The organism is Sphingomonas montana (assembly GCF_001956315.1).
GTDB lineage: Bacteria > Pseudomonadota > Alphaproteobacteria > Sphingomonadales > Sphingomonadaceae > Sphingomonas_R > Sphingomonas_R montana.
The window spans coordinates 108,605-134,195 of record NZ_MOLY01000036.1 but is presented as its reverse complement, the minus strand read 5'-3'; the positions used below and the strand labels follow the sequence as shown (position 1 = coordinate 134,195).

The 25,591-nt window shown below is 69.1% G+C and carries 30 protein-coding genes; 16 read left to right on the top strand and 14 right to left on the bottom strand.

What is annotated here, in order from left to right:
• Window positions 1-50: 50 nt before the first annotated feature.
• On the bottom strand, window positions 51-1,190 hold the full coding sequence (locus BKY59_RS10385; RefSeq protein WP_076071243.1) for a mechanosensitive ion channel family protein: 1,140 nt from the start codon (window positions 1,188-1,190) through the stop codon (window positions 51-53).
• Window positions 1,187-2,188, bottom strand: coding sequence for a DNA topoisomerase IB (locus BKY59_RS10380; RefSeq protein WP_076071242.1), 1,002 nt, complete (start codon window positions 2,186-2,188; stop codon window positions 1,187-1,189). Before BKY59_RS10380 ends, BKY59_RS10385 begins: the two co-directional genes overlap by 4 nt.
• A 162-nt stretch (window positions 2,189-2,350) precedes the next feature.
• On the opposite strand from BKY59_RS10380, the gene BKY59_RS10375 reads away from it, so the two are divergent.
• Window positions 2,351-2,908 carry a type 1 glutamine amidotransferase domain-containing protein gene (locus BKY59_RS10375; RefSeq protein ID WP_076071240.1) on the top strand — a complete coding sequence of 186 codons (558 nt, stop codon included), beginning with the start codon at window positions 2,351-2,353 and terminating at the stop codon, window positions 2,906-2,908.
• 95 nt (window positions 2,909-3,003) lie between these two features.
• Here the strand turns inward: BKY59_RS10375 and BKY59_RS10370 are convergent, their stop codons facing one another.
• Window positions 3,004-4,395, bottom strand: coding sequence for a putative O-glycosylation ligase, exosortase A system-associated (locus BKY59_RS10370; RefSeq protein ID WP_076071238.1), 1,392 nt, complete (start codon window positions 4,393-4,395; stop codon window positions 3,004-3,006).
• A 202-nt stretch (window positions 4,396-4,597) separates the two neighbouring features.
• Between BKY59_RS10370 and BKY59_RS10365 the strand changes: the two genes are divergently transcribed.
• Both BKY59_RS10365 and BKY59_RS10360 read left to right on the top strand, forming a co-directional pair.
• On the top strand, window positions 4,598-5,803 hold the full coding sequence (locus BKY59_RS10365; RefSeq protein WP_076071236.1) for a TIGR04063 family PEP-CTERM/XrtA system glycosyltransferase: 1,206 nt from the start codon (window positions 4,598-4,600) through the stop codon (window positions 5,801-5,803).
• 20 nt (window positions 5,804-5,823) lie between these two features.
• Window positions 5,824-6,633, top strand: coding sequence for a hypothetical protein (locus BKY59_RS10360; protein ID WP_129586343.1), 810 nt, complete (start codon window positions 5,824-5,826; stop codon window positions 6,631-6,633).
• Between the two features lie 10 nt (window positions 6,634-6,643).
• Here the strand turns inward: BKY59_RS10360 and BKY59_RS10355 are convergent, their stop codons facing one another.
• Together BKY59_RS10355 and BKY59_RS10350 are read right to left on the bottom strand one after the other, a co-directional pair.
• Complete coding sequence (locus BKY59_RS10355) at window positions 6,644-6,946, bottom strand: hypothetical protein (RefSeq protein WP_420822091.1); 303 nt, start codon at window positions 6,944-6,946, stop codon at window positions 6,644-6,646.
• On the bottom strand, window positions 6,943-7,125 hold the full coding sequence (locus tag BKY59_RS10350) for a hypothetical protein (protein WP_076071232.1): 183 nt from the start codon (window positions 7,123-7,125) through the stop codon (window positions 6,943-6,945). The genes BKY59_RS10355 and BKY59_RS10350 overlap by 4 nt, the downstream gene beginning before the upstream one ends.
• A 94-nt stretch (window positions 7,126-7,219) precedes the next feature.
• Between BKY59_RS10350 and BKY59_RS10345 the strand changes: the two genes are divergently transcribed.
• Window positions 7,220-7,873 (top strand): S24 family peptidase, encoded by a 654-nt coding sequence (locus tag BKY59_RS10345; protein ID WP_076071230.1) that lies wholly within the window; start codon window positions 7,220-7,222, stop codon window positions 7,871-7,873.
• Window positions 7,874-7,975: 102 nt separating this feature from the next.
• Here BKY59_RS10345 and BKY59_RS17720 read toward each other — a convergent pair whose 3' ends face one another.
• Entirely contained in the window at window positions 7,976-8,152 is a 177-nt protein-coding gene (locus BKY59_RS17720) for a hypothetical protein (protein ID WP_165374832.1), read from the bottom strand.
• A gap of 200 nt (window positions 8,153-8,352) precedes the next feature.
• Between BKY59_RS17720 and BKY59_RS10335 the strand changes: the two genes are divergently transcribed.
• Together BKY59_RS10335 and BKY59_RS10330 are read left to right on the top strand one after the other, a co-directional pair.
• Window positions 8,353-10,356, top strand: coding sequence for an autotransporter assembly complex protein TamA (locus BKY59_RS10335; RefSeq protein WP_076071227.1), 2,004 nt, complete (start codon window positions 8,353-8,355; stop codon window positions 10,354-10,356).
• Complete coding sequence (locus BKY59_RS10330) at window positions 10,353-14,546, top strand: translocation/assembly module TamB domain-containing protein (protein WP_240500061.1); 4,194 nt, start codon at window positions 10,353-10,355, stop codon at window positions 14,544-14,546. The genes BKY59_RS10335 and BKY59_RS10330 overlap by 4 nt, the downstream gene beginning before the upstream one ends.
• A gap of 398 nt (window positions 14,547-14,944) precedes the next feature.
• On the opposite strand, the gene BKY59_RS10325 is transcribed toward BKY59_RS10330, so the two are convergent.
• The 5 genes from BKY59_RS10325 to BKY59_RS10305 all read right to left on the bottom strand — a co-directional run bounded on the left by BKY59_RS10325 (window position 14,945) and on the right by BKY59_RS10305 (window position 16,859).
• Window positions 14,945-15,175: an antitoxin Xre/MbcA/ParS toxin-binding domain-containing protein gene (locus tag BKY59_RS10325; protein ID WP_076071225.1), complete on the bottom strand. Its 231-nt coding sequence runs from the start codon at window positions 15,173-15,175 to the stop codon at window positions 14,945-14,947.
• Window positions 15,172-15,375 carry a hypothetical protein gene (locus BKY59_RS10320; protein WP_076071224.1) on the bottom strand — a complete coding sequence of 68 codons (204 nt, stop codon included), beginning with the start codon at window positions 15,373-15,375 and terminating at the stop codon, window positions 15,172-15,174. Before BKY59_RS10320 ends, BKY59_RS10325 begins: the two co-directional genes overlap by 4 nt.
• Window positions 15,376-15,610: 235 nt before the next feature.
• A complete protein-coding gene (gene infA / locus BKY59_RS10315; protein ID WP_076071222.1) occupies window positions 15,611-15,871 on the bottom strand; it encodes a translation initiation factor IF-1 in 261 nt (86 codons plus the stop codon).
• 7 nt (window positions 15,872-15,878) lie between these two features.
• On the bottom strand, window positions 15,879-16,085 hold the full coding sequence (locus BKY59_RS10310; protein ID WP_076071220.1) for a cold-shock protein: 207 nt from the start codon (window positions 16,083-16,085) through the stop codon (window positions 15,879-15,881).
• Between the two features lie 90 nt (window positions 16,086-16,175).
• The gene (locus BKY59_RS10305) at window positions 16,176-16,859 is read right to left on the bottom strand and encodes a hypothetical protein (protein ID WP_076071219.1); all 684 of its coding nucleotides are present in this window, start codon (window positions 16,857-16,859) and stop codon (window positions 16,176-16,178) included.
• Between the two features lie 78 nt (window positions 16,860-16,937).
• Between BKY59_RS10305 and BKY59_RS10300 the strand changes: the two genes are divergently transcribed.
• Together BKY59_RS10300 and BKY59_RS17715 are read left to right on the top strand one after the other, a co-directional pair.
• Window positions 16,938-17,396, top strand: coding sequence for a hypothetical protein (locus BKY59_RS10300; RefSeq protein WP_076071217.1), 459 nt, complete (start codon window positions 16,938-16,940; stop codon window positions 17,394-17,396).
• Between the two features lie 91 nt (window positions 17,397-17,487).
• Window positions 17,488-17,628 (top strand): hypothetical protein, encoded by a 141-nt coding sequence (locus tag BKY59_RS17715; RefSeq protein ID WP_165374831.1) that lies wholly within the window; start codon window positions 17,488-17,490, stop codon window positions 17,626-17,628.
• Between the two features lie 184 nt (window positions 17,629-17,812).
• On the opposite strand, the gene BKY59_RS10295 is transcribed toward BKY59_RS17715, so the two are convergent.
• Window positions 17,813-19,117 carry an MFS transporter gene (locus BKY59_RS10295; RefSeq protein WP_076071215.1) on the bottom strand — a complete coding sequence of 435 codons (1,305 nt, stop codon included), beginning with the start codon at window positions 19,115-19,117 and terminating at the stop codon, window positions 17,813-17,815.
• A gap of 81 nt (window positions 19,118-19,198) precedes the next feature.
• On the opposite strand from BKY59_RS10295, the gene BKY59_RS10290 reads away from it, so the two are divergent.
• The 7 genes from BKY59_RS10290 to BKY59_RS10260 are packed head-to-tail and all read left to right on the top strand — an operon-like array spanning window position 19,199 to window position 22,898.
• Window positions 19,199-19,762, top strand: a complete 564-nt coding sequence (locus tag BKY59_RS10290; RefSeq protein ID WP_076071214.1) for a GNAT family N-acetyltransferase — start codon at window positions 19,199-19,201, stop codon at window positions 19,760-19,762.
• 6 nt (window positions 19,763-19,768) lie between these two features.
• Window positions 19,769-20,401 carry a phosphatase PAP2 family protein gene (locus BKY59_RS10285; RefSeq protein ID WP_076071212.1) on the top strand — a complete coding sequence of 211 codons (633 nt, stop codon included), beginning with the start codon at window positions 19,769-19,771 and terminating at the stop codon, window positions 20,399-20,401.
• A gap of 10 nt (window positions 20,402-20,411) precedes the next feature.
• Window positions 20,412-20,960, top strand: coding sequence for a CDP-diacylglycerol--glycerol-3-phosphate 3-phosphatidyltransferase (gene pgsA / locus BKY59_RS10280; RefSeq protein WP_076071211.1), 549 nt, complete (start codon window positions 20,412-20,414; stop codon window positions 20,958-20,960).
• 5 nt (window positions 20,961-20,965) lie between these two features.
• Window positions 20,966-21,223, top strand: coding sequence for a molybdopterin converting factor subunit 1 (gene moaD, locus BKY59_RS10275; protein ID WP_076071209.1), 258 nt, complete (start codon window positions 20,966-20,968; stop codon window positions 21,221-21,223).
• Window positions 21,220-21,711: a molybdenum cofactor biosynthesis protein MoaE gene (locus BKY59_RS10270; RefSeq protein ID WP_276205503.1), complete on the top strand. Its 492-nt coding sequence runs from the start codon at window positions 21,220-21,222 to the stop codon at window positions 21,709-21,711. The genes moaD and BKY59_RS10270 overlap by 4 nt, the downstream gene beginning before the upstream one ends.
• A complete protein-coding gene (locus tag BKY59_RS10265; RefSeq protein ID WP_076071208.1) occupies window positions 21,704-22,231 on the top strand; it encodes a sigma-70 family RNA polymerase sigma factor in 528 nt (175 codons plus the stop codon). Before BKY59_RS10270 ends, BKY59_RS10265 begins: the two co-directional genes overlap by 8 nt.
• Window positions 22,224-22,898, top strand: a complete 675-nt coding sequence (locus tag BKY59_RS10260) for an anti-sigma factor (protein ID WP_076071206.1) — start codon at window positions 22,224-22,226, stop codon at window positions 22,896-22,898. The genes BKY59_RS10265 and BKY59_RS10260 overlap by 8 nt, the downstream gene beginning before the upstream one ends.
• A gap of 344 nt (window positions 22,899-23,242) precedes the next feature.
• Here BKY59_RS10260 and BKY59_RS10255 read toward each other — a convergent pair whose 3' ends face one another.
• On the bottom strand, window positions 23,243-23,797 hold the full coding sequence (locus BKY59_RS10255) for a fasciclin domain-containing protein (RefSeq protein ID WP_083672043.1): 555 nt from the start codon (window positions 23,795-23,797) through the stop codon (window positions 23,243-23,245).
• A 96-nt stretch (window positions 23,798-23,893) separates the two neighbouring features.
• Window positions 23,894-24,814, bottom strand: coding sequence for a hydrogen peroxide-inducible genes activator (locus tag BKY59_RS10250; protein ID WP_076071205.1), 921 nt, complete (start codon window positions 24,812-24,814; stop codon window positions 23,894-23,896).
• Window positions 24,815-24,941: 127 nt separating this feature from the next.
• Between BKY59_RS10250 and BKY59_RS10245 the strand changes: the two genes are divergently transcribed.
• On the top strand, window positions 24,942-25,484 hold the full coding sequence (locus BKY59_RS10245; RefSeq protein ID WP_076071203.1) for a peroxiredoxin: 543 nt from the start codon (window positions 24,942-24,944) through the stop codon (window positions 25,482-25,484).
• Window positions 25,485-25,591 lie beyond the last annotated feature (107 nt).

Here is a 25,591-nt window from a genome sequence, read left to right as displayed (position 1 = left end):
GGGATGGACGGGTGGGGAAGATATTCGGTGCGGAAGCGTCTGCAGTCGCGTCAGAAAATGGCCTTCCCATCCGGCCCGCCGGTGAAGTTGACCTGCGTCGGGTAGGCGAATTCGATCCCCTCCGCCGCGAAGGTGTCGAGGATCGCCATGCAGACGAGATGGCGGGCGGCGTAGACGATGTCGTACACTTCCGACCGCACGTCGAACTGGAGTTCATAGTCGAGGCTGGACGCGCCGAAGCCGGTCATGCCCGTGCGGACCACGACGCATTTGTCGACGCTTTCCACTGCGGCGCGCAACATGTCGGGAATGGCGCGGCAACGGTCGAGCGGGGTCTGGTAGATGACGCCGATCGACAGCGTCATGCGGCGGCGGTCGAGCCGGGCGAGGTTGCGCAGTTCCTTGTCGAGCAGGTTCTTGTTCGAGACGATGATCTGTTCGCCGGTGATCGACCGGATCCGCGTGGATTTCAGGCCGATCCGTTCGACCGAGCCGGACGTGCTGTCCCAGCCGACAGCATCGCCGCGGCGGAACGGCTTGTCGAAGATGATGGCCAGTGCGGCGAACAGATCCGCGAAGATGCCCTGTGCCGCCAGGCCGATCGCGATGCCGCCGATGCCGAGCCCGGCGATCAGGCCGGTTACGTTGACCCCGAGATTGTCGAGGATCAGTACCGCGGCGATGGCGAACAGCGCGAAGGTGACGAGCAGCCGGATGATGCCAATCGCCGAACCGATCGCGCCCTTCTGCAAATCGCCCGCCGCGCGGTGTTCGACGAAGCCCAGGATGATCTCCCGCGCCCAGAGCGCCGCCTGGAGCGCCGCGGCGATGGTGAAGGCGGCGGTGATGACCGAAGTGATGCCGGCAGGCGTGTTCGCGCCGCCTTCGACCAGCCGGGCGGCGAGCGCCACCATGAACCACATCCGGGTCCGGGCGATGGCGCGGCCGACGATGGTGCGCCACTGGACGGTCCCGTCCTGACCCCGGCACAGCCGCGCACCGAGCGAACGGAGCCCGAGCAGCACCAGCACGATCAGCGCACCGATCGCCAGCGCGATCGCCGCCTGTAACCAGTTGCCGGCCAGCCACGCGGTCACTTCGCGCGTGAGGCGGTGCAGGTCTCCGGTAAAATCCTGCACGGCGGCGGTAGGGCGCGTCGCCGTCGCCGCTAGGGTGTTGCCCGCGCTCATGCGACCGCCGCCTTCGTGCAATGCCGCGCGCCGAGCGTTTCGAGGAAGGCGATCAGCCCCCGTTCGGCCGGCGTCGCATAGCGCGTGGCGCGCGGCAACCGGACCCGGCCGACCGGTTCGCCCGAACGCGCAAGATCGATCAGGGCGGGGTGGACGTAGGATTTGCGCGCAATGGCCGGCGTGTTGCCGAGCGCGTCGGCGACGGGTTGCAGCATCTGTTTCAGCGTGATGGCGGTATCGCCGGCCTGGACGAGGGTGCGGTAGGCGATGACGCTGGCGCCCCAGGTGCGGAAATTCTTGGCAGTGAAATCGCCGCCGGTCGCGTCCTTGATATAGGCGTTGATGTCGGCCGACCCGACCGGGTGTGCGCTGCCGTCCGGGCATTGATACTGGAACAGATGCTGGCCGGGCAAGTCCTGGCAGCGGCGGGCGATGCGCGACAGGCGCTGGTCCTCGATCGTCAGCCGCTGGAGCTTGCCCGACTTGCCGACATATTCCAGCTTCAGCTTCGCGCCGCGGACGGTGGCATGGTCGGCGCGCAGCGTGGTCGCGCCGAAACTGTTGTTCGCCTTCGCATAGGTCTCGTTGCCGACACGGACGCGGCCCAGATCGAGCAGCCGGACGATCGCGGCGACGACGGCATCCTTGTCCAGCGCGCGGTGGGTCAGGTCCGCCTCCACCCGCGCCCGCAACAGCGGGAGCGCCCGGCCGAAATCGCCGCAGGCGTCATATTTGGCGGCCTCTTGTGTTGCGCGGAAATCGCGGTGGTAGCGATATTGCTTGCGGCCCCTGTCGTCCCAGCCGACCGCCTGGATGTGGCCGTCCGGGCTGGGGCAGAACCAGCAGTCGACATAGGCGGGCGGCATGGCGGTGGCGTTCAGCCTGTCGATTTCGGCCCGGTCCTTCACGCGTTCGCCGTGCGGATCGAAATAGGCCCAGTGGCCGCGCAGCTTGCGCCGCGTGATGCCGGGCAGCGCGTCGTCGACATAGCTCAGCATGCGAAGGGAAGGTCCGGTGCGATCATGGCGCAACAACGGCACGCCCCCCGCGATCGTTCCGGCGCAGCGATCGGGTGGGGGGCGGCCGGCCAGGCGCACGGCCGGAACAGGCGGCGGCGGCACCCGTTCACACGGCAACCCGTTCCCCGGAGAGGATACACCATGCCCGCCATCGCCGACGCCAGGATACTGATCATCGCCACCGATGGATTCGAACAGGCCGAACTGTTCGGCCCGCGCGACCGCCTGATCGCGGCCGGGGCCACCGTGGTGCTGGCATCGCCAGCCGCCGACCCGATCCAGGGTATGGAGAAAGACGAGAAGGGCGAGACGATCACGCCCGACATGACGCTGGATGCGGTCGACACGGACGATTATGACGCACTCGTCATTCCGGGCGGCGTCGCCAACCCGGACGTGCTGCGGACGATCGATGCCGCCGTCGCGATCGTGCAGGCGTTCGACGATGTGGGCAAGCCGATCGCCGCGATCTGCCACGGGCCATGGTTGCTGGTAGAGGCGGACATCGTCGAGGACCGGACTGTGACGTGCTGGCCGTCGCTGCGGACCGACCTGGAAAATGCGGGCGCCACGACGGTGGACGAGCCGGTGGTCGTGGACGACAATCTGATCACCAGCCGCAATCCAGATGACGTGCCGGCGTTTACCGACGCGCTGATCGCGATGATCGAGGGTGGGGACGACGCCGACGACAGTTGAGGATCCGGAAATTACTGTTGGGTGTAGGGGCGCAGTTGCGGGGTAGGCACTGCCCCCTTCACCGTCATCCCGGCGGAGGCCGATCCTGACTTTCGTCAGGAGGACGCCGAGAGAGGCAAAACGGGCTTAGGCGGTTGCACTTTCGGATTCGTGGAAGGGCGCGTGAAACCTATCTTCGCCGGCGCGCGGGTACGGCGGAGGAAGGCGTCGAAGCCGATTTCCAGGCCGACGAGCATGTAGATGAACGGCTGGAACGCGATGCCGACGAACAGCGCGCCGACCAGGTAGATCAGGTGGGCATGCTGGAGCGCGGTGGCCAGCGGGGCGATCCATGCGTCGTGGTCGCCGGTGTCCCGCGCCCAGCGGCGGCGGACGACCTCCATCCGGACAATGCCCAGCGCGTGGAGCATCAGCCAGAGGATGAGGCCGGGCCAGCCCTGTTCGCCGAGCATCTCGAAATAGCTGCTGTGATAGGCGCGGCCGGCGTCGAACGCCTGCGTGGTCGATACCGTCTCGCCCCCCGCGCTGTCGGTGGTCTTGACCTCGTCGATGACCAGCCGGTTCTGGCGATACGCCTCGAACCCGCCGCCGAACGGGTGGTGGCCGACATAGTCGAGCGTCCATTTCCAAACCGCGATCCGGGTGGAGGCGCTGCTGTCCGCCTTGTAACCCTGGATCGTGTCCATCCGCTGCGTATAGCTGGCGGGCAGGAGCGGGACGGCGATGGCGACCGCGACCGCGATGCCCGCAATATACAGCATGCGGCGCCGGACGGAGCGCAGCATCAGGACGGCCAGCACGCCGATGCAGATGATGCCGGTGCGGGCCTGCGTGCCGACGGGGACGAGCAGGCAGGCGAAAACGAGCCCCGTGGCGTACAGGCTCACCAGCCGCCCGCGGGGATAGATCGTGCCGTGCCGGGCGAGCCACAGGACGATCGGGATGATCGCGACGGACACGGCGGAGATCGTGCTGCTTTCGTACAGGCCGCTATTATCGGCGATCATGAGGTTCAGCACGCCGTAGCCGCCGCCCGAAATGATCGTCTTGATGCCGCCGACCACGATGATCGAGGACGCCGACAGCACGAGGAACAGCGCCATGGATTCGATGCGCAGCCGGGTGCGCAGGGTGAGCGGCAGGAAGATCGCGAACGCCATCGCCTTCCACACCCAGCCCCATTTGGTGAGCGCCTCGACCGGAAAATCGGCGGTCAGCGTGGTCCAGAAACAGTAGAGCAGCAGGATGAGCATGATCGACTGGCGGACGCCGAACCGGGCGCCGCGCTTGTCGTCCGCCACCACCCAGCCGCCGACGGCCAGCAGGACGCAGATGAGCGAGACCGGCACCGCGTTGAGCAGATAATAGGCCAGCCGTTGCGGCGAGACGATATCGACATAGGCATAGGCCAGCACGAACAGGAACGGCCGGCGGAACCCCAGGACGATCAGCGCGAGAAGGAAGCCGACGAGCGCCAGATCACGCATCGGGGCCGGTCCGGTCGGGCTCGCGGTCCAGTTCCGGACGCCGGACGATCCGCCAGGCGGCGAGGAACAGCAGCCCATGGCTGAGCGCGAGGGAGAACAGGTCGATCATGGCCCGTTCCTCCGGTTGCCGCTTCGGTTGGTCGCCACACTATCGCCCACCGGTTGACGCGTCGTTAAGCGGGGGCATGGCAGAGACCACGGCATGCGCATACTTCACATCCTAGACCATAGCCTGCCGATGCACAGCGGGTACACGTTCCGGACGCGGGCGATCCTGAAGGCCCAGGTGGCGCGCGGGTGGGATGTGATGGCGGTGACCGGATCGCGCCACGTGGCGGACGGGCCGGCCGAGGAGGTGGTCGACGGGCTGCGGTTCCACCGCGCCGGCCCCGGATCGCGCGCGCCGTCGCCGATCGCGGAATGGCGCGACATCGCGGCGCTGGAACGCGCGGTCGATGCGCTGGCGGAGACGTGGCAGCCCGACATCCTGCACGCCCATTCGCCGGTGATGACCGCGATCGCGGCGGGCCGCGTGGCGCGGCGGCGGCGGTTGCCGATGCTGTACGAGATCCGCGCCTTCTGGGAGGATGCGGCGGTGGGCAACGGGACCGGTACCGAAGGATCGCTGCGCTATCGCGCCACCCGCTGGCTGGAGACGCGCGCGGCGGGCCGGGCGGATGCGGTGGCGGTGATCTGCGACGGGTTGCGGCGCGACCTGGTGGCGCGCGGGATCGCGGCGGACAAGATCATGGTGTCGCCCAACGGGGTGGACATGGGCCTGTTCGGATCGCCGCCACCCGCGGACCCGGCGCTGGCCGCCGAGCTGGGCCTGGAAGGCGCGGAGGTCATCGGGTTCGTCGGGTCGTTCTACGATTATGAGGGGCTGGACGACCTGATCGCGGCGATGCCCGCGCTGGTGGCGGCGCGGCCGGCGGCCATGCTGCTGATGGTCGGTGGCGGGCCGATGGAGCACGCGTTGCGTGCCCAGGCGGCCGCGTCGCCCGTGGCGGACCGGATCCGGTTCGTGGGCCGCGTGCCGCACGACCGGGTCGAGGCCTATTACGGGCTGATCGACATCCTGGCCTATCCGCGCAAGCGGATGCGGCTGACCGACCTGGTGACGCCGTTGAAGCCGCTGGAGGCAATGGCGCAGGGCCGCCTGGTCGCCGCGTCCGACGTGGGCGGGCACCGCGAACTGATCGTCGACGGGGTGACGGGGACGCTGTTCCCGCCGGACGATCCGGCGGCGCTGGCGGCGGCACTGGCCGGTCTGCTGGCGGATCGCAGCGGGTGGGATGCGCGCCGGGCAACGGCGCGGGCGTTCGTGGAACGGGATCGTAACTGGTCGGAGAATATTTCACGCTATGAACCCGTTTACCAACTGTTAGCGAGTCGCGGACGGAAATGAGGGCCTGGGAGATGAGCAGCATGACGACTCGGCCTGAGGCGCGCGCCGGGACGCGGACGACCGCCCGACGGATGATCGATGCGATCGAGCGGACGCCGCTGGCGCTGCCGATGGCGCTGGTGACCGCGGCGGCGGCCGCCTTTCTGGCCTACGCCGTGCCCGCCGCGCTGGTGGCGCGCGGCGTGGTGGCGAGCGGCATCGCACCGCTGATCGCGCGGGCGACACCGTTCGGTACGGGGCCGCGCGCGGTGCTGATGCTGGCGGCGGCGATCGTCGCGGGGGGTGCCGTGTGGTGGCTGTTCCACCGGCTGGAACAGCCGCAGCAGCCGGTGGCGGAGGATCCGGATATCGACCTTTTCGCCCCGGAAGAGGTCGTTGCGCCTGCGCCTGCGCCTGCCCCTGACCCCGCCTCCGCCCCGGCACCAGCCCCGCAGTTGCGGCGGGCGGACGCCCATCCGGACGCGCCGGCGCGGCGGCCGTTGTTCGCCGCATCCGATCTAGGCGCGCCGTTGGACGATGTGGACGGTGGTTTTGCGGACCGGCCGTTCGGGCGACCGCCGCTGTTCGCGACCACCCCGGTGGAGGCGGACGGGGCGGACGTCCTGTTGCTGGACGAGCGCTATGTCAGCGTGGAGGCGACCCCGGTGGTCGCGCTGCGCGACGCGGTCGACCCCGACCGGACGGAATCGATCGCAGAGTTGATGGCGCGGTTGGAACGCGGGCTGGAACGGCGGGGCGGCAATGCGGCGGGCGGTGCGCGGGCGGACGTGCCGGACGGTCATTTTCGGCAGGCGCTGGATGAATTGCGGCGGATGACAACGGGGCGCTGAGCCGCTCGTCTCAAGCCTCGATCAGCGTCAGCGCCTCGACCGCCAGCGCCGAACCGTCCGCCGCGGCGGTGATGTCGGCAAGCAGGTGGCCGCGCAGCGTGAAATCGGCGTCCGAAACCGTTGCGGCGAAAGCCGCCGCACCAGGACGGTCCGGACAGTCGAACCGCAGCCGATGGGACGTTCCGACGAAGGTGGCGCTGGCCCACGGTGTACGGCCCTGTTCCAACAGCGTCGTGCCGGCGGGCAACCGCGCCAGCAGCGCGGCGGCGAGCAGGCGACCGGGTTCCGGCCCACGCAGCGGAGCCATCATCACCGGTCGCGATCCTGCGTCGCCAGATAGGCCACGACGCGATCGATGGTACGCTGGCGCGGTTCACGCCCGCGGCGCAGGTCCATCACGAAGCGCGGATCGCCCACCGCTTCCCGCCCGAACCGCGTCGGCGGCAGACCGGTGCGGCGCAGATGCCGTTCGATCGTCGATAACAGATGCATGCCGCGCGCTCCTTGTTCTTCGTTCCTTGTGTTCGCTGTTTGTTCTCAATCTATTCCTACTTGTCTAGGAAAAATCCTAGCCGTATGAGGATGGATGGATGATGAAGACCCGCGGGCCGCGATCGAACGGCTGTGTCGCGAGCGGGGCGAGGATTTTGCGGGCCTGTCGCGCCTGCTGGGGCGCAATCCGGCCTATGTGCAGCAGTTCGTGCGGCGCGGCACTCCGCGGAAGCTGGACGAGGGCGACCGGGCGACGCTGGCGCGCTATTTCGGCGTGTCGGAGCGCTGCTTCGGCGGGCCGGCGCCCGTCGGGCGGACCCCGCCGGTGGCGCTGCGGACCGTGCCGATGCTCGACGTGGGCGCTTCGGCCGGGCCGGGTGCAGAGCCCGGGGGCGAGGCGGCGGCAGGCGGCATCGCGTTCGACGAGCGGACGCTGCGCGGGCTGGCGGGGGGCGACCCGGCCGCGTTGTCGATGATCCGGGTGGCGGGCGATTCGATGCTGCCGACGCTGGCGGACGGCGACCGCATCATGGTCGATCGCGGTGCTGCGGACCGGCCGCTGCGCGACGGGATCCATGTGGTGCGCATCGACGACGCGCTGGTGGTGAAACGGATCACGGTGACCGGCGATGGTGGACGGATCGTCATCACCAGCGACAATCCGGCGGTCCCCGATCCGGGGGAGCGGGCGCGGGGGGACGTCGCGGTGATCGGGCGGGTCGTGTGGGTGGGCCGGCGGATCCTGTGACGGTCCGCGGATGACTTCGGGTTCGTCCATATCCTCGAACCGGATGAATTAGGGCGGAAATCGCCCCGAAGCCGTAACGCTCCAGGTCGCCCGGGGGCGGGATCAGCGGCGCCGTTGCGCCAGCCAGAGAAGCAGGGCGATCAGCAGCCCGGCACCGAAGCCGGTGAGCAGGCCGGCGGTTGGTTCGCCGATCGCAAGCCCGACCAGCGCGCCGCCGGTTGCGCCGAGCGCGAGAAACACGCCGCCGGCGGAGCGGGGCGGACGGTCTGGGGATATCATGCCACCACCCATGCCACCGTGCGGGGCACGATGCCAGACCGTGAAGACATCGGATCGTACCACTCCACCGAACCATGCCGCGGTTTGGTGGCAACGGCCGAAGCGTCGGGGACAGTCAGTAGCGGGCATGCGCCGGGTGGAGCGGCACCGCGTAGATCGCGCTGGCGGGGCGGGGCCGGCGTCGCTAGGCAGAGGGCATCATGGTTCCGGTCCGCCCGCGGCGAAAGCACGCCTGTTTCGCGATGGCTGCGCTGCTGGCGCAACCCGTGACGCTGGCCGCGCAGGGGGTTTCGCCGACGACCATAGTTCCGCCGGCCCCTGCCCCCAATGCGCCCCGGCCGGACGGGATCGACATGCTCGATCCCAATTCACCGCTTGCGCCGATGACGGATCTCGGGGTGGCCTGGCCGGACCTGAGCGTGGCGGATGCGGGCAGCGGCGGCAGCGCCGCGGCGGCCGGGACGGTGGATGCGGCGGCGGAGCAGCGGTACCGGATCGTGCTGGAAGGGCTGAACGGAGTCGGCGACGCGCGGTTGCGGCCGCGGTTCGACGCGGCATCCTCGCTGGCGCAGGGCGCCGGATCGCCCGCCAACGTCGCACAGATCGAGCGGCGCGCGCGCGAGGACGAAGGCGTGCTGACCGAATTGCTGCGGTCCTACGGATATTATGATGCCGGGGTGGAGGCGCGGGTCGAGGCGGACGCCGCCAGCCGGCGCGTGGTCGTGACGCTGGTCGCCGATCCGGGGGCGCTGTACCGGTTCGCCGACGTGACGCTGCCGGGGATCGCCGCGGCGGGCGGCAAGGCCCCGGATCTGGCGGGCGCGTACGGCGTGGCCGAACAGCAGCCGGTCGACGCGGAAAAGGTGATCGAGGCCGGCGACGCGCTGCGGACTGCGCTCGGGCGGCAGGGGTTCGCGTTCGGGACGGTGGCGGAACCGGAGGTCGTGATCGACCATGACACGCGCACCGCGACGCTGGCGATTGCGGTGAACCCCGGCGTGGCGCAGCGGTTCGGCATGATCCGGGTCGAGGGATCGCCGCTGTTCAGCGTGCGCCATCTGGGACGGATCGCGCGGTTCCGGCCGGGCACGCCCTATGATGCCGCGCTGCTGGAGGATTACCGCCGCGCGCTGATCCAGACCGGGCTGGTATCCACGTTGAAGGCCCTGCCCGTTGCGGCAGCGGACGGGGCGACGGTGGACATCGTCACCAGGCTGGAACCCGCGCCGCCGCGGACGATCGCGGGATCGGCGGGATATGGCACGGGCGAGGGGATTTCGACCGAGCTGAGCTGGACGCACCGCAACCTGATCGCGCCGGAGGGCGCGGTGACGGTGCGCGGCGTGCTGGGGACGCGCGAACAGCAGGCGGGCGTGTCGTTGCGGCGCAATAATTTCAAGGCGCGCGACCGGGTGCTGACCGCGCAGGTGACCGCCGCCCACATCAACCGCAACGCCTATGACGCGCGCACCTTCGTCCTGTCTGGCGGGCTGGAACGGCAGAGCAACATCATCTGGCAGAAGGTGTGGACGTGGAGCGGCGGCGCGGAACTGCTGGCGTCCGACGAACGCGACACCATCGTGGCGACGGGGCAGGGGCGGCGGCGGACGTTCCTGATCGCCGCATTGCCGGGGACATTGGGCTATGACGGGTCGGACGACCTGCTGAACCCGACCCGCGGGTTCCGTCTGTCGGGGCGGCTGTCGCCCGAACTGTCGTTGCAGTCGGGTACGTTCGGCTATGCCCGCACGCAGCTGGACGGCAGCGCCTATGTCCCGGTGACGCCGACCGTGACGATCGCGGGGCGGACGCGGCTGGGCACGATCCTGGGCGCGCAGCGCGACCGGATCGCACCGTCGCGGCGCTTCTATGCCGGCGGCGGCGCATCGATCCGCGGCTATGGCTATCAGGCGGTGGGGCCGGTCGATATCGACGGCGATCCGATCGGCGGGCGGAGCCTGACCGAATTTTCGATCGAGGCGCGCGTGCGGGTGGGCGATTTCGGGTTCGTGCCTTTCCTGGATGCGGGCAATCTCTACACCTCGCCGCTGCCGCGCTTGACGGGCCTCCGGTACGGCGCGGGGATCGGCGCGCGCTACTACACCAATTTCGGGCCGATCCGGGTCGATCTCGGCACGCCGCTCAACCGTCGGCGCGGGGACAAGCGGATCGCGGTTTATGTCTCGCTGGGGCAGGCGTTTTGAGCGACGCGGCGATCGTCACCGCACCTCGCCGTCGGATCCGGCCGCTGCGCTGGCTGGGCGGGCTGTTGCTGGCGATCGTCGCGCTGGCGGTGGTGGCGGTGTGGGCGATCGATACGGGGCCGGGGCACAGATTCCTGACCGACCGGATTGCGGCGTTGCCGATCAAGTCCGGCCTGCGCGTCCGGATCGGGCGGATCGACGGATCGATCTGGAACCGCGCGACGATCCGCGACCTGCGGCTGTACGACCTCAAAGGCCAGTTCCTTGAGGCACCGGAGGTGCGGCTGGACTGGAACCCGGCGGCGTGGATGCGCAACGTGCTGGACGTCAACATCCTGTCCGCGCCGCTGGTGACGCTCGACCGGGTGCCGGTGCTGCGGCCGGGTGCGGAGCCGGCCGTGCTGCCGTCGTTCGATCTGCGCGTCGGGCGGCTGCGGATCGACCGGCTGGCGCTGGGGGCGGGCATCACCGGCGGGCGGGTGCAGGCGGCGCGGATGACGGGATCGGCCGATATCCGCGAAAGGCGCGCGGTGGTGGCGCTGGACGGCGCGGTGACGGGTGCAGGGCGGGGCGGCGGCGACCGGATCCGCATACGGCTGGACGCGCGGCCGGATGCGGACCGGTTCGACGTCGATGTCGCGCTGGATGCGCCGGCCGGGTCGGTGACCGGGCGGCTGCTGGGGACGCCGCGCCCCGTGACGCTGCGCATCGACGGCGACGGGCGCTGGACCGACTGGCGTGGGCAGGCGGTGGCGACGCTGTCCGGCCAGCCGATCGGGCGGCTGGCCCTGCGCGCCGCGGCCGGACGCTATGCGCTGAGCGGACGGATGACGCCGGCGCGGTTCCTGGCCGGCAAGCTGCAGCGGCTGTCCGCGCCGTCGGTGGCGGTGACGGGCGAGGCGACGCTGCGGGACCGCCGGCTGGCGGGCGTGCTGCGGCTGCGCAGCCGCGCGCTGATGCTGGATGCGAAGGGCACGGTGGATCTGGCGCGCAGCCGGTTCGCGGGGCTGACGGTGCGTGCCGACCTGTTGCAGCCGCCAGCGCTGTTCCCGAACATGACGGGGCAGAAGATCAGCCTGAAACTGACGCTGGACGGGCCGTTCCGGACCGCCGCCTTCGCCTATCTGGCGACCGCACCGCGCCTGGCGTTCGACGCGACCGGGTTCGAGGATGTGCGCGCGGCGGGGCGGGGCGTGTTGTCGCGTGCGCCGATCGTCGTGCCGATCCGGCTGACCGCGCGGCGGGTGACCGGCGTGGGCGACGTGGCGGGCGGGATATTGGCGAACCTGTCGGTGGCAGGACGGTTGCAGGCGACGGCGCGCGACCTGAGCGGGACCGGGCTGGCGTTCGATTCGGACAAGCTGCGCGGCAAGCTGGCGCTGCATGTCGACCTGACCACCGGGCGCTACGACGTCACGATATCCGGGCAGTTGCAGCGCTATCTGATCCCCGGCCTGGGCATCGTCGATGTGACGAGCGACCTGAGCGTGGTGCCGGACCCGAGCGGGCGCGGCACGCGGGTGGAGGGGCGCGGGCGGGCCTGGGTGCGGCGGCTGGACAATGCGTTCCTGGGCGGCCTGGCCGGCGGACTGCCGCGCATCGACACGCGGCTGGTGCGCGACCGGGACGGCGTGCTGCGGTTCAGCGACCTGGTGCTGACCGCGCCGGCGATCATGATCCGTGGCACGGGGATGCGGCGGCGCGACGGGACGTTCCAGTTTGCGGGGCGCGGGCGGCAGGCGCGGTACGGCGCGTTCGACATCGCGCTGGACGGCAATATCTCGCGTCCGCGGGTCGAACTGCTGCTGGCGGCACCGGCCGACGGGTTGGGGCTGGTGGCGGTGCGGGCGACGCTGCTGCCGGACGCGGGGGGCTATGCATTCCAGGCGGCGGGGGGATCGACGCTGGGGCCGTTTGCAGCAAGCGGGCGGATCGACCTGCCGTCCGGTGCGCCGGCGGTGGTGCGGGTCGCCGCGCTGAACGTGTCGGGCACGACCGCGACCGGCGCGCTGCGGTCCGACCCGGGCGGGTTTACCGGTATGTTGACGACCGCGGGCGGCGGGATCGACGGACGGCTGCTGTTCGCGCCGGCGGGGGACGTGCAGCGGATCGAGACGCATCTGGGCTTTGTCGGCGCGCGGCTGGCCGCGGCTGTGCCGGTGGAAATGCGACGCGGCAAGCTGGACGCGGTGCTGCTGCTCGATCCGGCGGGGACTTCGACGGAAGCGACCCTGACGGCGGCGGGGGTGCGGCGCGGCGACGTGTCGATCGCGCGGATCGCGGGGAATGCCACCCTGCGCGGGGGGCGTGGAACAGTGCGCGTCTCGCTGGCCGGATCGCGCGGCCGGGCGTTCGAATTCCAGACCGTGGCGCAGGTGGCGCCCGACCGGATCGTGCTGGTCGGATCCGGCGCGCTGGACCGCAAGCCGATCCGGTTGAGCGGCCCCGCCGTGCTGACCCGCGAAGGCGATGGCTGGCGGGTCGCGCCGACCGCGCTGACGTTCGACGGCGGCACGGCGACGGTCGGCGGGCGGTTCGGCGCGGGGGACGCCGCGATCGACGCGACGCTGGCGCGGATGCCAATGTCGCTGCTCGACCTCGCCTTTCCGCGGCTGGGCGTGAGCGGGCTGGCGAGCGGGCAGTTGAGCTATCGCCTGCCGGGTGGCGGGCAGGTGCCGACGGGGCGGGCGGACCTGCGTATCCGTGGGCTGACACGGTCGGGACTGGTGCTGTCGTCGCGGCCGATCGACGTGGGGCTGGCCATGGTGCTGGACGGGCGCGGGCTGGCGGCGCGATCGGTGGTGGCGAGCGGTGGCGCGATCATCGGCCGGGCGCAGGGGCGGATCGGGCCGCTGGGCGGCGGCACGGGTGTCGGGTTGGCAGAACGGCTGCGGATCGCGCCGATCTTCGCGCAGCTGCGCTATACCGGTCCGGCCGACACGCTGTGGCGGCTGACGGGCGTGGAGACGATCGACCTGTCCGGCCCGGTGGCGGTGGGGGCCGATATCGGCGGGCGGGTGGCGAGCCCGGTGATCCGCGGGTCGATCCGCACCAGCGGCGCGCGGCTGGAAAGCGCCGTCACGGGTACGGTCATCCAGGGAATCGTCGCGGCCGGGCGGTTCGACGGATCGCGGCTGGTGCTGGACAGTTTTCGCGGGGCCACGCCGCGTGGGGGCAGCGTGACCGGACGGGCGGCGTTCGACCTGGCGGCGGCGCGCGGGTTCGGCATGGATATCGCGCTGGAGGCCGACAAGGCGGTGCTGCTCGCGCGCGACGACATCGGTGCGACGGTGACGGGGCCGCTGCGGATCGAGTCCGACGGGGTGGGCGGCACGATATCGGGCACTGTCCGGCTGGACCAGTCGCGGTATCGGCTGGGTCGGGCGGCGGCGGCGTCGATCCCGCGGCTGAACGTACGGGAGATTAACCGGCCGGACGACGTGGCCGACCTGCCCGCGCCGACGGCACCTTGGCGGCTGGACCTGAACGCCGATGCGCGCAGCCGGATGATGGTGAGCGGGTTGGGGCTGGACAGCGAATGGCGCGCGCAACTGGGTATCAAGGGAACGGTCGACAGCCCGCAGATCACCGGGCGCGCGGACCTGCTGCGCGGCAATTACGAATTTGCCGGGCGGCGGTTCGACATCGATCGCGGGTCGATCCGTTTCCAGGGCGAAAGCCCGGTCGATCCGGTGCTGGATATCGTCGCCAACGCCAACATCCAGGGGCTGAGCGCGACGATCCGCGTATCGGGAACAGGCCTGCGCCCGCAGGTCGACTTTGCGAGCGTACCGGCGTTGCCGGAGGACGAGCTGCTGTCCCGGCTGCTGTTCGGATCGTCGATCACCAACCTGTCCGCCCCGGAGGCTTTGCAGCTGGCGGCGGCGGTGGCGTCGTTGCGCGCGGACGGTGGGGGGGGAATGAATCTCAACCCGATCAACGCGATCCGCCGCGCGGCCGGGCTGGACCGGCTGCGCATCCTGCCGGCGGACGTCGCCACCGGGCAGGGCACGTCGGTGGCGGCGGGGAAATATATCGGGCGGCGGACCTATCTGGAGGTCATCACCGATGGTCAGGGCTACAGCGCGACGCGGCTGGAATATCGCATTACGCGCTGGCTCTCGCTGCTGTCGACGATCTCGACCGTGGGACGGCAGAGCGCCAATGTGCGGGTGTCGAAGGATTATTGAGGGGAGCGAGTGCGTTGCGCTCATGTTCCGTCATCCTGGACTTGATCCGGGATCCAAAGCTACGAAGCGCAGCGCTTGCGTCCCTGGATCCCGGATCAAGTCCGGGATGACGTCGGGTTTTGACGAGCGTAACGAGTGCAGCAGGCGATAGCTTCTCAGCTTCGCTCGATGACCCCTCTACCGCGCTCGGGATGGGCGGAGCGTACTGCCCTCCCCTCCCTACCGTCATTCTGACGGAGGTCAGGATCCATTATCACTAGGGTCGTAGGGACTCTCCAGCGGAGTGATAATGGATCCCAGCCTTCGCTGGGATGACGGTGGAGGGGGCGGTACTCAACTCAACCGCTGGGCCTGACGTGACCTAGACGCCTATCAATCCGATGCGCAAACGACCGCCCTCAGGCCAATGCAGCGATGGCGCGTTCGACTTCGGTCAGGCCTTCGGGGCTGGCGACGGCGAGGTCGATCGGGCGGCCGCCGAGAAGCGGGTCTTCGGTGTTCAGGAAGGCGACGACCTTCGCCGAATCACGCAGCGCCTCGAACGCGAGGCGCGTGGCGCGGCCCTGGCGCTCGGCGGCTTCGGGCGTGAGCCGGGGACCGTCGAAGCGTTTGCGGAACGGGCGGTTCAAAGCGGCGAACCGACGCGGGCGGCCTTTTCGGTCGCCAGCGTGTCGCGCATTTCTTCGCCCTGCGCGATGCGGCCGGCCATGGTCAGCCAGGCAGCTTCCGAACGGCGGCAGCGGTCGCGGACATTGTCGAGCGTCGCGGCTTCGGCATCGCGGGCGCTCTCGGCGGCACGGGCCATATAATATTCGCTGGTTACCGACATGGCGGAAGCTCCTCTGGGTACGGCAGGGACGGTATCAGCCCAATATTTCAGCCACGATGTGGCGCAGCTCGGTCCGCGACAATGTCGGTCGCAATACGGGCAGGGCGCGTTCCGGTCGCAGATGGTGGCGATGCCGGGGCATGAAAGTCGGTCGGTCTTGAAAATCGGGGTTCATGGCATCCTTCGACGCGGCGCAGATCGCCCGTCGGTATCGTCTGGTGGTATCGGTAAAGGTTTAGCGGCGTGCGCCGCGACGCGGACCGGGGCCGACGCCCGGCGTCCGTTCGCGAAAGACGAGACGACCTATTGCGAGGTCATATGGCGTCATTTCGACCTGAACGCGGTCGCCGACCACGGTGCGGATGCGGAATTTCCGCATCTTACCGGCCGTGTAGGCAATGATCCGATGATCATTGTCCAACACGACACGGAAGCGCCCATCCGGCAGGATCTCGTCGATCAGGCCATCGAGGGTCGTGAGTTCCTCTTTGGCCATGACCGGATCAGGCCGACTGGAGGTTGACTGCGGACTGCTTGCCGCGACGATCCGTTTCCAGTTCGTAGCTGACGCGTTGATCCTTGTTGAGGGTCGGCATGCCCGCGCGCTCGACGGCGGTGATGTGGACGAAGCTGTCGCCCGAACCGTCTTCGGCGGCGATGAAGCCATAGCCCTTGTCGGAATTGAAGAATTTGACTGTGCCGATCGGCATGAGATGTTTCCTTTCAAAGAAACGAGGAAGCCCCGGACACTGTGTCCGGAGAGCCAGGAAGCAAGAAAAGGAAAGGTCCGCCCGCAGGCATCAAATTCCGTCGCAGGCGACGTGTGCAGACTTCATATAGTCGGAGTGTCGCGAAAAATCAATCGACGGTGGCCGCGCCGCCAGAGCCGCCAGCAGTTCATCGGCGATACGATCATAGAAGAGGCAGACACGGCGCAGATCGTCGGGCGATACCCCGATTCGCGATCCGACGGGCATCGGCACGCTTGGGACCCCCGCGGGCAGGGGTGGTGCGTCCGGTGCCGCCCAGCCCTGGGTCGGGACGGAACCCGCCCTGCCGGCGCGCACGACGCCGCCGGTATGGAACAGGCAATTGCGCGATCGGCCGATGGCGCGCAACGCGGCGTCGTCGGGACTGGTCAACGCCATCACGGCGCGGAGCGTGGCCAGCTTGCGGGCGGTGTTGCCCAGCCGGTGCAGCGCCGCCCGGTCGCTATCGGAGGCGACGCGCAGCGCGACCGCATCGATCAGCAGGCTGAGGAACCGGTCTATTTCGCGCAGGCCGTTGGCGATGACCTTCGCGCGGCCCCGGCCAGCAGCCTCGCAGTCCCCTGCATCGGTCGCGACGAAGTGCAGGCCAGCCCCCAGGAAACGGGTTCCGCGACGCAGCGTGGCGACGGCGAGCGTGAGATCGTCGGGCGGGAGGGGACGGTTGGAACGGAACGACACCGTGCGCCCTTGGCCGATCCGGCGCGATCGGTCCATCCATGTGTCCGGACCCGCGCGGAACCCGGCAAGATCGGCATAGGTTGGAGGCGCATGGCATTGAGCAGGAGAGCCGTGATGGCGACCGATACCCCCGGCGCGGAAAAAGCCGACAGACATGACGCAGGCAAGCGGAAGGACGCGAAAGGCGGTGCGCCGAAGGGGCCGTCGTCCAAGGCGAAGGGCAAGCACGCCGAACCCGGCAAGGCGGGCAAGTCCGCAGCCGGCAAGCGCGGGCAGAAGAATGCGGGCGTGACCGCGATCGACCGCGTCAAGGCGGCGGCGGGTGCTGTGGTAAATGCCGCGACGACGCCGCGTGGCGCCGCGATCGGTGCGGCAGCGGCCACGGTCGGGTTGATCGCGGGCCTCGTCGCGATGATCGGGCCGCGGCGGATTGGGAAGGCGACGTCCGATGCGACGACCGCCGTCACGGACCGGCTGCCGCATATCGGCGGGTCCGAACCCGCGGAAAGGTCGGCCGAAACGATCGGTGCCATCATGGCGAAGGCGGCGGCGAACGGCGACGGCGCGGTCTGAGCGGCCAGCCCACCGTCCCGTCCTGGGACGGTGGGCTGTTCAGTCGTTTTCGCCCGTGACGAAGTGGTTAGCAATTCGTTAAGCCGCCATCATGATCGATGGCGCATCCACTTTGTCCCCCGGTTCGCTGGCACGGCCGGCGCCCGATGCGCCACCGGCGATGTCCAGTCTGCGGTTTTTCCTGACCGCCTATGCCGGGGGTTTCGTCTTCTTCCTGGCGATCCTGCTCTAGAGCAGGACTTTATCAAGTAGGTCGGTCCGTCTGGTCCGAGACTGTCGGGAGTTCCGCGCGGGGTCCTCGACAGGCTCGAACCAAAGGGGAATGGTGTCTGAAAACTCCTCTTGATGCGGCCGCGCTCCACGCTCTCGAGCTGGAGGGTCGTGGGAGCGGAAAGAACACCAACGGTTCGCCAGCCTCAGTCGCCAGGCGTGGTTGTCGATGCTTCGGCCGCATGCAGGTCGCAGGCGCGGTGCAGGCGGGATGCCAGCCAGGCGGCACCGATGCTCATGACGGCGACCAGCAGCAAAGTGCCGGCGATCGACACGCCGAAATGGACGAGGCCGGCCAGCAGCAGGGTCGAGAAGACCATGGCGCCGGCGTTGACGATATTGTTGGCGGCTACCGTTCGGGCGGTCTGCGACTTGTGTACGGTGGTGGTCAGGAAGGCATAGAGCGGCACGACGAACATGCCGCCGGCGACCGCGACGCCGAACAGGTCGATCAGCACCCGGTCGGCATGGGGCAGCATGACGAAGGCACGCAGTTCAAGCAACGTGCCGTCGGACGGCGGCCAATGCGCGACCGTCCAGTACAGGTCGCAGACGAACAGGCCCATCAGGATCGCGGCGGCCGGGGCGAACCGGGCGGACACCGCGCCCTTCAGCAGCCGGTTGATGATGATCGACCCGACCGCAACGCCGATCGAGAAGATCGACAGGAACAGCGTGGCAACCGACTGGTTCGCGGACAGCGCGTTCTTGACCAGCGGCGGGAACTGCGCGGCCAGAATCGCGCCTTGGGCCCAGAAGAAGCTGATCGCCGCGATCGCCAGGAAAAGCCGGCGGATGTGCATCGTATCGCGGACCAGCCGGATCGACGCGCGCACGACGTGGAAATCGATGCTGCTGTCCGGATTTTCCGACGGGGCGGGCGGCACCTGCTGCCCGGCGATCCGCCCGATGACCGCGACGACCAGGACCATCACGGCCGCGATGTGCGCCGGCACGATGCCGCCCACGATGGTGCCCAGCAGGATCGCGCCATAGGTGCCGGCCTCGACCAGCCCGGTGCCGCCCAGCACCTCGTCCGGTTCCAGATGCTGCGGCAGGATGGCGTATTTGATCGGGCCGAAGAAGGTGGAGTGGACGCCCATCGCGAACAGCGCGGCCAGCATCAACGGGATGTTGGCGAGCAGCAGCCCGGCCGCGCCGAACAGCATGATCGCGATTTCGGCCGATTTCACGAGCCGCACGATCCGGGCCTTGTCCCGCCCGTCGGCCAGTTGCCCCGACAGCGCGGACAGCAGGAAGAAGGGCAGGATGAACAACCCGCCGGCCACCGCGGAAAAGGATGCCTCCGCCGCCGGATCGCGCAGGACCTGGAAGGTGACGAGCATGATCATCGCGGTGCGGAACAGATTGTCGTTGAACGCGCCCAGAAACTGGGTGACGAACAGCGGCAGGAACCGGCGTTCGGCGAGGAGCCGGAAGGAAGGTGTCATGCGGATGTTAGGAATCGCGTCGTTCCGGGGAGCCCGCGACATAGCGCATCCGGGGTGCGTCTGCCAAACCGGGCGTATGGCGTGACGGATGACGGTACGGCCGCGGTGACGCTGCTGACCGCGCGGCTGCGGCTGCGGCCATATCGGACGGCCGATCTGGCGGCGCGGGCGGCGCTGGGCGCGATGCCGGCGGTGTACCGGTTCACCGGTGGAGTCCCGGCGACGGCGGAGGAAAGCTGGCACCGGCTGTTGCGCTATATCGGTCACTGGAGCGCGTTCGGATACGGGTTCTTCGCGGTCGAGGCGCGCGCGACCGGGCGGTTCGTGGGCGAGGCGGGGGCGATGGATTTCCGGCGCGGGATCGGCGGCGGTTATGGCGACGTGCCGGAGGCCGGCTGGATGTTCGTGCCCGAGGTGCACGGCACCGGCATTGCGGGCGAGGCGATGCGCGCGGTGCTGGACTGGCTGGATCCGCGCCAGGGAAGGGATGGGACCGTGTGCATGATCGACCCGGACAATGTCGCGTCGCAGCGGCTGGCGGCACGGATCGGCTATGTCGCGCACGGCGTCGCAACTTATCATGGGCGGCCGTTGACGACCTATGTCCGCCCGGCCGGTGCAACTTTCGCAACTGCGCCCGGTTGAGCCGCCATGGGCAAGCAGAACGACAAGCATCGCGAACGGGCCAGGCAGGCGACCGCAGGGCGGACGGCGGTGGAAAAGGCCGATGCGCAGGTCACGGCGATGGTCGCCCCGTTGCGCGATACGCTGACCGTGCGGATGACGTCTGCGGCGTCCGAGATACTCGACCAGCCGCCGCTTGTTGCCCTGTCCGCGGCCGTCGCTGTGGCGGGGCTGGCCACGCGCAATGCGCGGCTGGCGCGTGCCGGGCTGCGGATGCTGGCGTCGCACGCGCTGGCCACGCTGGCCAAGGGGGCGATCAAGAACCGGGTCGACCGGTCACGCCCGCGCAAATTATTGAAGGACGGCGACTATGCGATGGAGCCAGGCGAGAGCGAGGACGGCGACATGCGGTCTTTCCCGTCCGGCCATACCGCGGGCGGCGTCGCGGTGGTCCGTGCGCTGGCCCGGGAATATCCCGGATCGCGCGGCCCGGCGGGTGCGGCGTTGGCGGCCGCCACCGCAGCGCTGATCCCGAAGCAGGCGCATTATCCGAGCGACATCGCGGCCGGTACGGTGATCGGATGGGCGGCGGAGGCGGCGGTGAACCTTGTGTGGATGCGGCTGGAACCGCATCTCCCCAAGGGGCTCGCGACGCGCTAGAGCAGGATCGATGCTGAGCCTTCCGAACATCCTGACCCTGTCGCGAATCTTCGCGATGCCGCTGCTGGTGTTCCTGCTGTGGCTGCCGAACCGGTTCGATTACGCGCTGGCGTTCGGGCTGTACTGTCTGATGGGCATCACCGATTATTTCGACGGATATCTGGCGCGTGCGCAGGGCACCGTGTCCAAGCTGGGCGTATTCCTGGATCCGATCGCGGACAAGATCATGGTGGCCGCGGTCATCGTGATGCTGATCTTCACGCGCGATATCGAGGGCTGGCACGTGATCGCCGCGCTGGTGATCCTGCTGCGCGAGATCGCAGTGTCGGGCCTGCGCGAATTCCTGGCCGAACTGCGCGTATCGGTGCCGGTGTCGAAACTGGCCAAGTGGAAGACGACGTTCCAGCTGGTGTCGCTGGGCGGGATCATCCTGGCCGGCGCGCTGCCGCAGCAGGCCTGGATCCTGACGGTCGGATTGTTCAGCTTGTGGGCGGCCGCGGTGCTGACGTTGCTGACGGGGTGGGATTATCTGCGCGTCGGCCTGAAGCATATGGACTGAGCGCCATGGCGATCGAAATGCTGTATTTCGCCTGGGTGCGCGAGAAGGTGGGTGTCGGGGCCGAGCGGATCGACCCGCCTGCGACCGTCCGGACGGTGGCCGATCTGATCGCGTGGCTTGCGGCGCGGTCGCCCGGTCATGCCGCGGCGTTTGCGGAACCCGACCGGATCCGTGCAGCGATCGACGACCGGTTCGTGGGCGTTACCGCGGTGATCGGCGATGCGCGCGAGATCGCGCTGTTCCCACCCGTAACGGGCGGTTGAGTGTGGTTGCGGTCGCACCTGTCATCGACGTCCGCGTGCAGGCGGAGGACTTCGACGTCGGGGCCGAAATGGCCGGGCTGGAACGGCTGGGCGGCGGCGCCGTCGGCAGCTTTACCGGGATCGTGCGCGGCGGGGCGGGCCTGACGGCGCTGGTGCTGGAACATCATCCGGCCATGACGCACAAGGCGCTGACGCGGATGGCGGAGGATGCGTGCGGGCGCTGGCCCCTGCTGGGCGTGACGCTGATCCACCGGTACGGGGCGCTGGTGCCGGGCGCGCGGATCGTGTTCGTCGGTACGGCGTCGGCGCACCGCGCGGCCGCGCTCGACGCGACGATGTTCCTGATCGACTGGTTGAAGACGCGCGCGCCGTTCTGGAAACAGGAACGGTTCGCGGATGGACGGACGGCATGGGTGGAGGCACGTTCGGCGGACGATACGGCGGCAAAACGCTGGGACGCCGACAAAGGGGATGTGATGGATGGATGATCTGGAAGACCTGTTGCGCCGCGTCGGCATGCAGGACCGTGCGGCGTTCGCCATCCTGTATCAGCGGACGTCCGCGAAACTGAACGGCATCGTGCGCCGTATCTTGCCCGAGATGACGCTGGCCGATGATGTCCTTCAGGACGTTTATGTCCGCATCTGGCGTAGTGCCGCCGGATACGAAGCCTCGCGCGGGCGGCCGGTGACCTGGCTGGCGGCGATCGCCCGCAATCTGGCGATCGACGTGCGGCGGCGGGAGGCCTCGCGCGGGCTTGGCCGGCAGGTGGAATATGAGCCCGAGCTGGGCGGGGCCGCGCCGGGCATCGATGCGGAGGCCGCGCTGGCGCTGCGCCGCTGCCTGGACGTGCTCGACCCGACGCAGCGCGACATGATCGTCGCCGCCTATTGCGAGGGGATGAGCCGCGAGGAACTGGCCGATCGCCATGCGCGGCCGGTGGGAACGGTCAAATCCTGGCTGCACCGCGGCCTGGCAGCCCTGAAGGCATGTTTGAGCGATGACTGAACCGATGGACATGACCGCCGCGGAATATGTGCTGGGGACGCTGGACCCGGCCGAACGGGCGGCGTTCGAAGCGGTGTTGCGCGACGACCCGCAAGCCGTTGCCGCAGTGGCGACATGGCAGCGGCGGCTGGCAGTGCTGGACGCGGTCGCCCCCGATATGATGCCGTCGGCCGAACTGTGGCACCGGATCGAGGCGGCGACCCGGCCGCAGCCGGCGAACGACAACCGCGTGGCGCGCGGCTGGCGATCGATGGCGGTGGCCGCCGCGCTGATCGCGACGGTCAGTTCCGGGCTGGCGGTGGTGGGCTGGCAGCGGCCGGACGCGAAACCGATGGATGCCGTGGCGACGCTGACGCCCGAGGGTGCGACGCCTGCCGTGCTGGTCGGATGGCACGACGACAGCGGCCGGTACGAAGTGCGGCCGGTGTCGATGGAGGCCGACCGCGTCCATGCCCATCAGCTGTGGCTGATCGTCGAGGGGGCCGGGCCGCGGTCGATGGGGCTGATCGGCAACGAGGCACGCTGGATCGACGGCCGTTCGCTCCGTCCGGGCCAGGCGGCGACGATCGCCGTGTCGGTCGAACCGATCGGCGGATCGCCGACCGGCGCGCCGACCGGACCGGTTATCTATTCGGGCAAGCTGGTGCGGTTGCCGCAGAACGCGTGACACCTGCGAGGGAGCCGGTGCGCGCGGCAGCGTGAGAAGGGGCGTTCGACGGTTGCCGATCTGGCAAGTGGGTGCGGGTAACGGGAAGTCGGTGGCGACCGGGTCCGACCATCACCGTCGTCGCCCTGAACCTGATCCGGTATCTCCAGGCAGCGCGCCTGCGTCCCCGGGGACGACAGCATCAAATGCACCTATCGGCTTCAGCCCCATTCGGTCTGGATCGACTTGCCGTCACCGCGATCCAAAGGAATACGGTCGGTCCGCGGATGGGGTAGGTGACCCAACGAAAAATCCCCTCGCCCGGTGGGCAAGGGGATTCGTCGTTTTCGCAGTGATGCGGCGGGTTACGGCATCAGCACGGTATCGACGACGTGGATCACGCCGTTGGACTGCATCACGTCACCCTGCGTGACGTGGGACATGCCGCCCTTCGCGTCGGTCAGCATGATGCGCTTGCCCGCCATCGTGGCGGTCAGCGGGCCGCCGGCGACCGTGGTCAGCGTCGCCTTGCCGCCGCCGGCCTTGATCGCGCTGGCGATGTCCTTGGCCGTCATGCGTCCGGCGACGACATGGTAGGTCAGGATCGACGTCAGCGTCGCCTTGCTTTCCGGACGGACCAGCGTCTCGACGGTGCCGGCCGGCAGCTTGGCGAAGGCGGCGTTGGTCGGTGCGAAGACCGTGAACGGGCCGGGGCCGGACAGCGTGTCGACCAGGCCGGCGGCCTTCACCGCCGCGACAAGCGTTGTGTGGTCCTTCGAGTTGACGGCGTTTTCGATGATGTTCTTGGTCGGGTACATCGGCGCGCCGCCGACTGTCGGGACCTTCGCGGCCATCGCCATCGGCGCGGTGGCGAGGGTGAGCGCGGTGGCGAGCAGGGCACGGGAAAAAAGCTTGGACATCGGGCATCTCCTGGGGGTGTCGCCCATCAGCCGGCGACTGCCCCCAGATACGCTCGACCCCGCAACGGGGTTGCGACGAACCGAAGGCATGATGATTTAATCATGCAGTCCGTCGATCGCCGCGGCCCGGACGAGCGCATCGGCCATGAGCTGGAATTCCTTTTCCCGCGGCGATCCCCGCCGCCACGCCAGCGCGATCTGGCGCGCGGGATGATCGGCATCGAGCGGGACCGCCACGACCGCGGTATCGCGCAGGATACCCGCGCGGATCGCCATGGCGGGCAGCAGTGTGACGCCCAGCCCGTTGTCGACCATCTGGACCAGCGTGTGGAGCGACGTGCCCAGCATCGACGCCTCCGACCGCAATTCCGGGCGGTTGCAGGCGGCGAGCGCATGATCCTTCAGGCAATGGCCGTCCTCCAGCAGGAGTAGCGTGGTCTCGTCGATCGCGTCCGGCCGGATGCGCGGCGGCGGGTCGATCGCCTGGCCGCCCGGGAAGGCCACGTAGAGCCGGTCGTCGAACAGCTTTACGCTTTCGATGTCGCCGCACTGGTAGGGGAGCGCCAGCAGCACGCAATCGAGGTGGCCGCGGTGCAGCGAATCGCATGCCGCACCGGTCGTTTCCTCCCGCAGGTACAGTTTCAGGTCGGGCCATTCGGCGCGCAGCCGGGGCAGCAGGCGCGGCAGCAGGAAGGGCGCGATGGTAGGGATGACCCCCATGCGCAGATCGCCGGAAAGCGGCTTTCCGGCCGCGCGGGCCATGTCGGCCAGCTCCTCCGCCTCGCGCAGCACGCGGCGCGCCTTGGCCGCGATGCGGTTGCCGAGCGGCGTGAACCGCACGACGCGCCGGGTGCGTTCGACCAGCGTCGTGCCGAGCAGTGATTCGAGTTCGCGCAGGCCGGCCGACAACGTCGATTGCGTCACGAAGCAGGCGTCGGCCGCGCGGCCGAAATGGCCCTGTTCCTCCAGCGCGACCAGATATTGCAACTGTTTCAGGGTCGGCAGGTAGGTCGACATAGATCGTCTCCATCGATCACGCACCGATGGAATAATCGATTTGCTACTCCGTGTGCAAATGATATTGCACTGCAGCAACGGCCCGGACGTAGCGGCCGAGTCTTTTCACAGCACAAGGAACCACAGCATGTTGACCGTTGGTGACAAGCTCCCCGAATTCGTCCTTCCCGTACAGCAGGGCGTGTCCGCCCTGCCCGCGGACGAGACGATCGACCTGTCCAAAAAGGACGGCAAGTGGAAGATCCTGTTCTTCTGGCCGAAGGACTTCACGTTCGTCTGCCCGACCGAGATCGTCGGTTATGCGGACCTGAAGTCGGACTTCGCCGATCGTGACGCCGTGCTGATTGGCGCATCGACCGACACCACGCACGTCCACTTCGCATGGCGCAAGTCGGACGAGCGGCTGGCCGCGGCCGATTTCCCGTGGATCGCCGACAACGGCAAGAAGCTGGCGACCGCGCTCGGCATCGTCCACCCGGAGGAGGGCGTTGCGTATCGTGCGACGTTCATCGTCGATCCGGACAACATCATCCAGCATGTGACGGTCAACGGCCTGAACGTCGGCCGTAACCCGCAGGAGGCGCTGCGCGTGCTCGACGCGTTGCAGACCGACGAACTGTGCCCGTGCAACTGGACGCCCGAGGACGAGGTCCTGCGCCCGGCGGCCTGACCGGTCACGGGCGGACGCGGGCAACCCGGCCTGACGTCCGCACCGACCGGGTTGGCGCCTCACAGGTTCGCCCGATCCGGGGCGCGGGGATGCTGCCCATCTCCGCG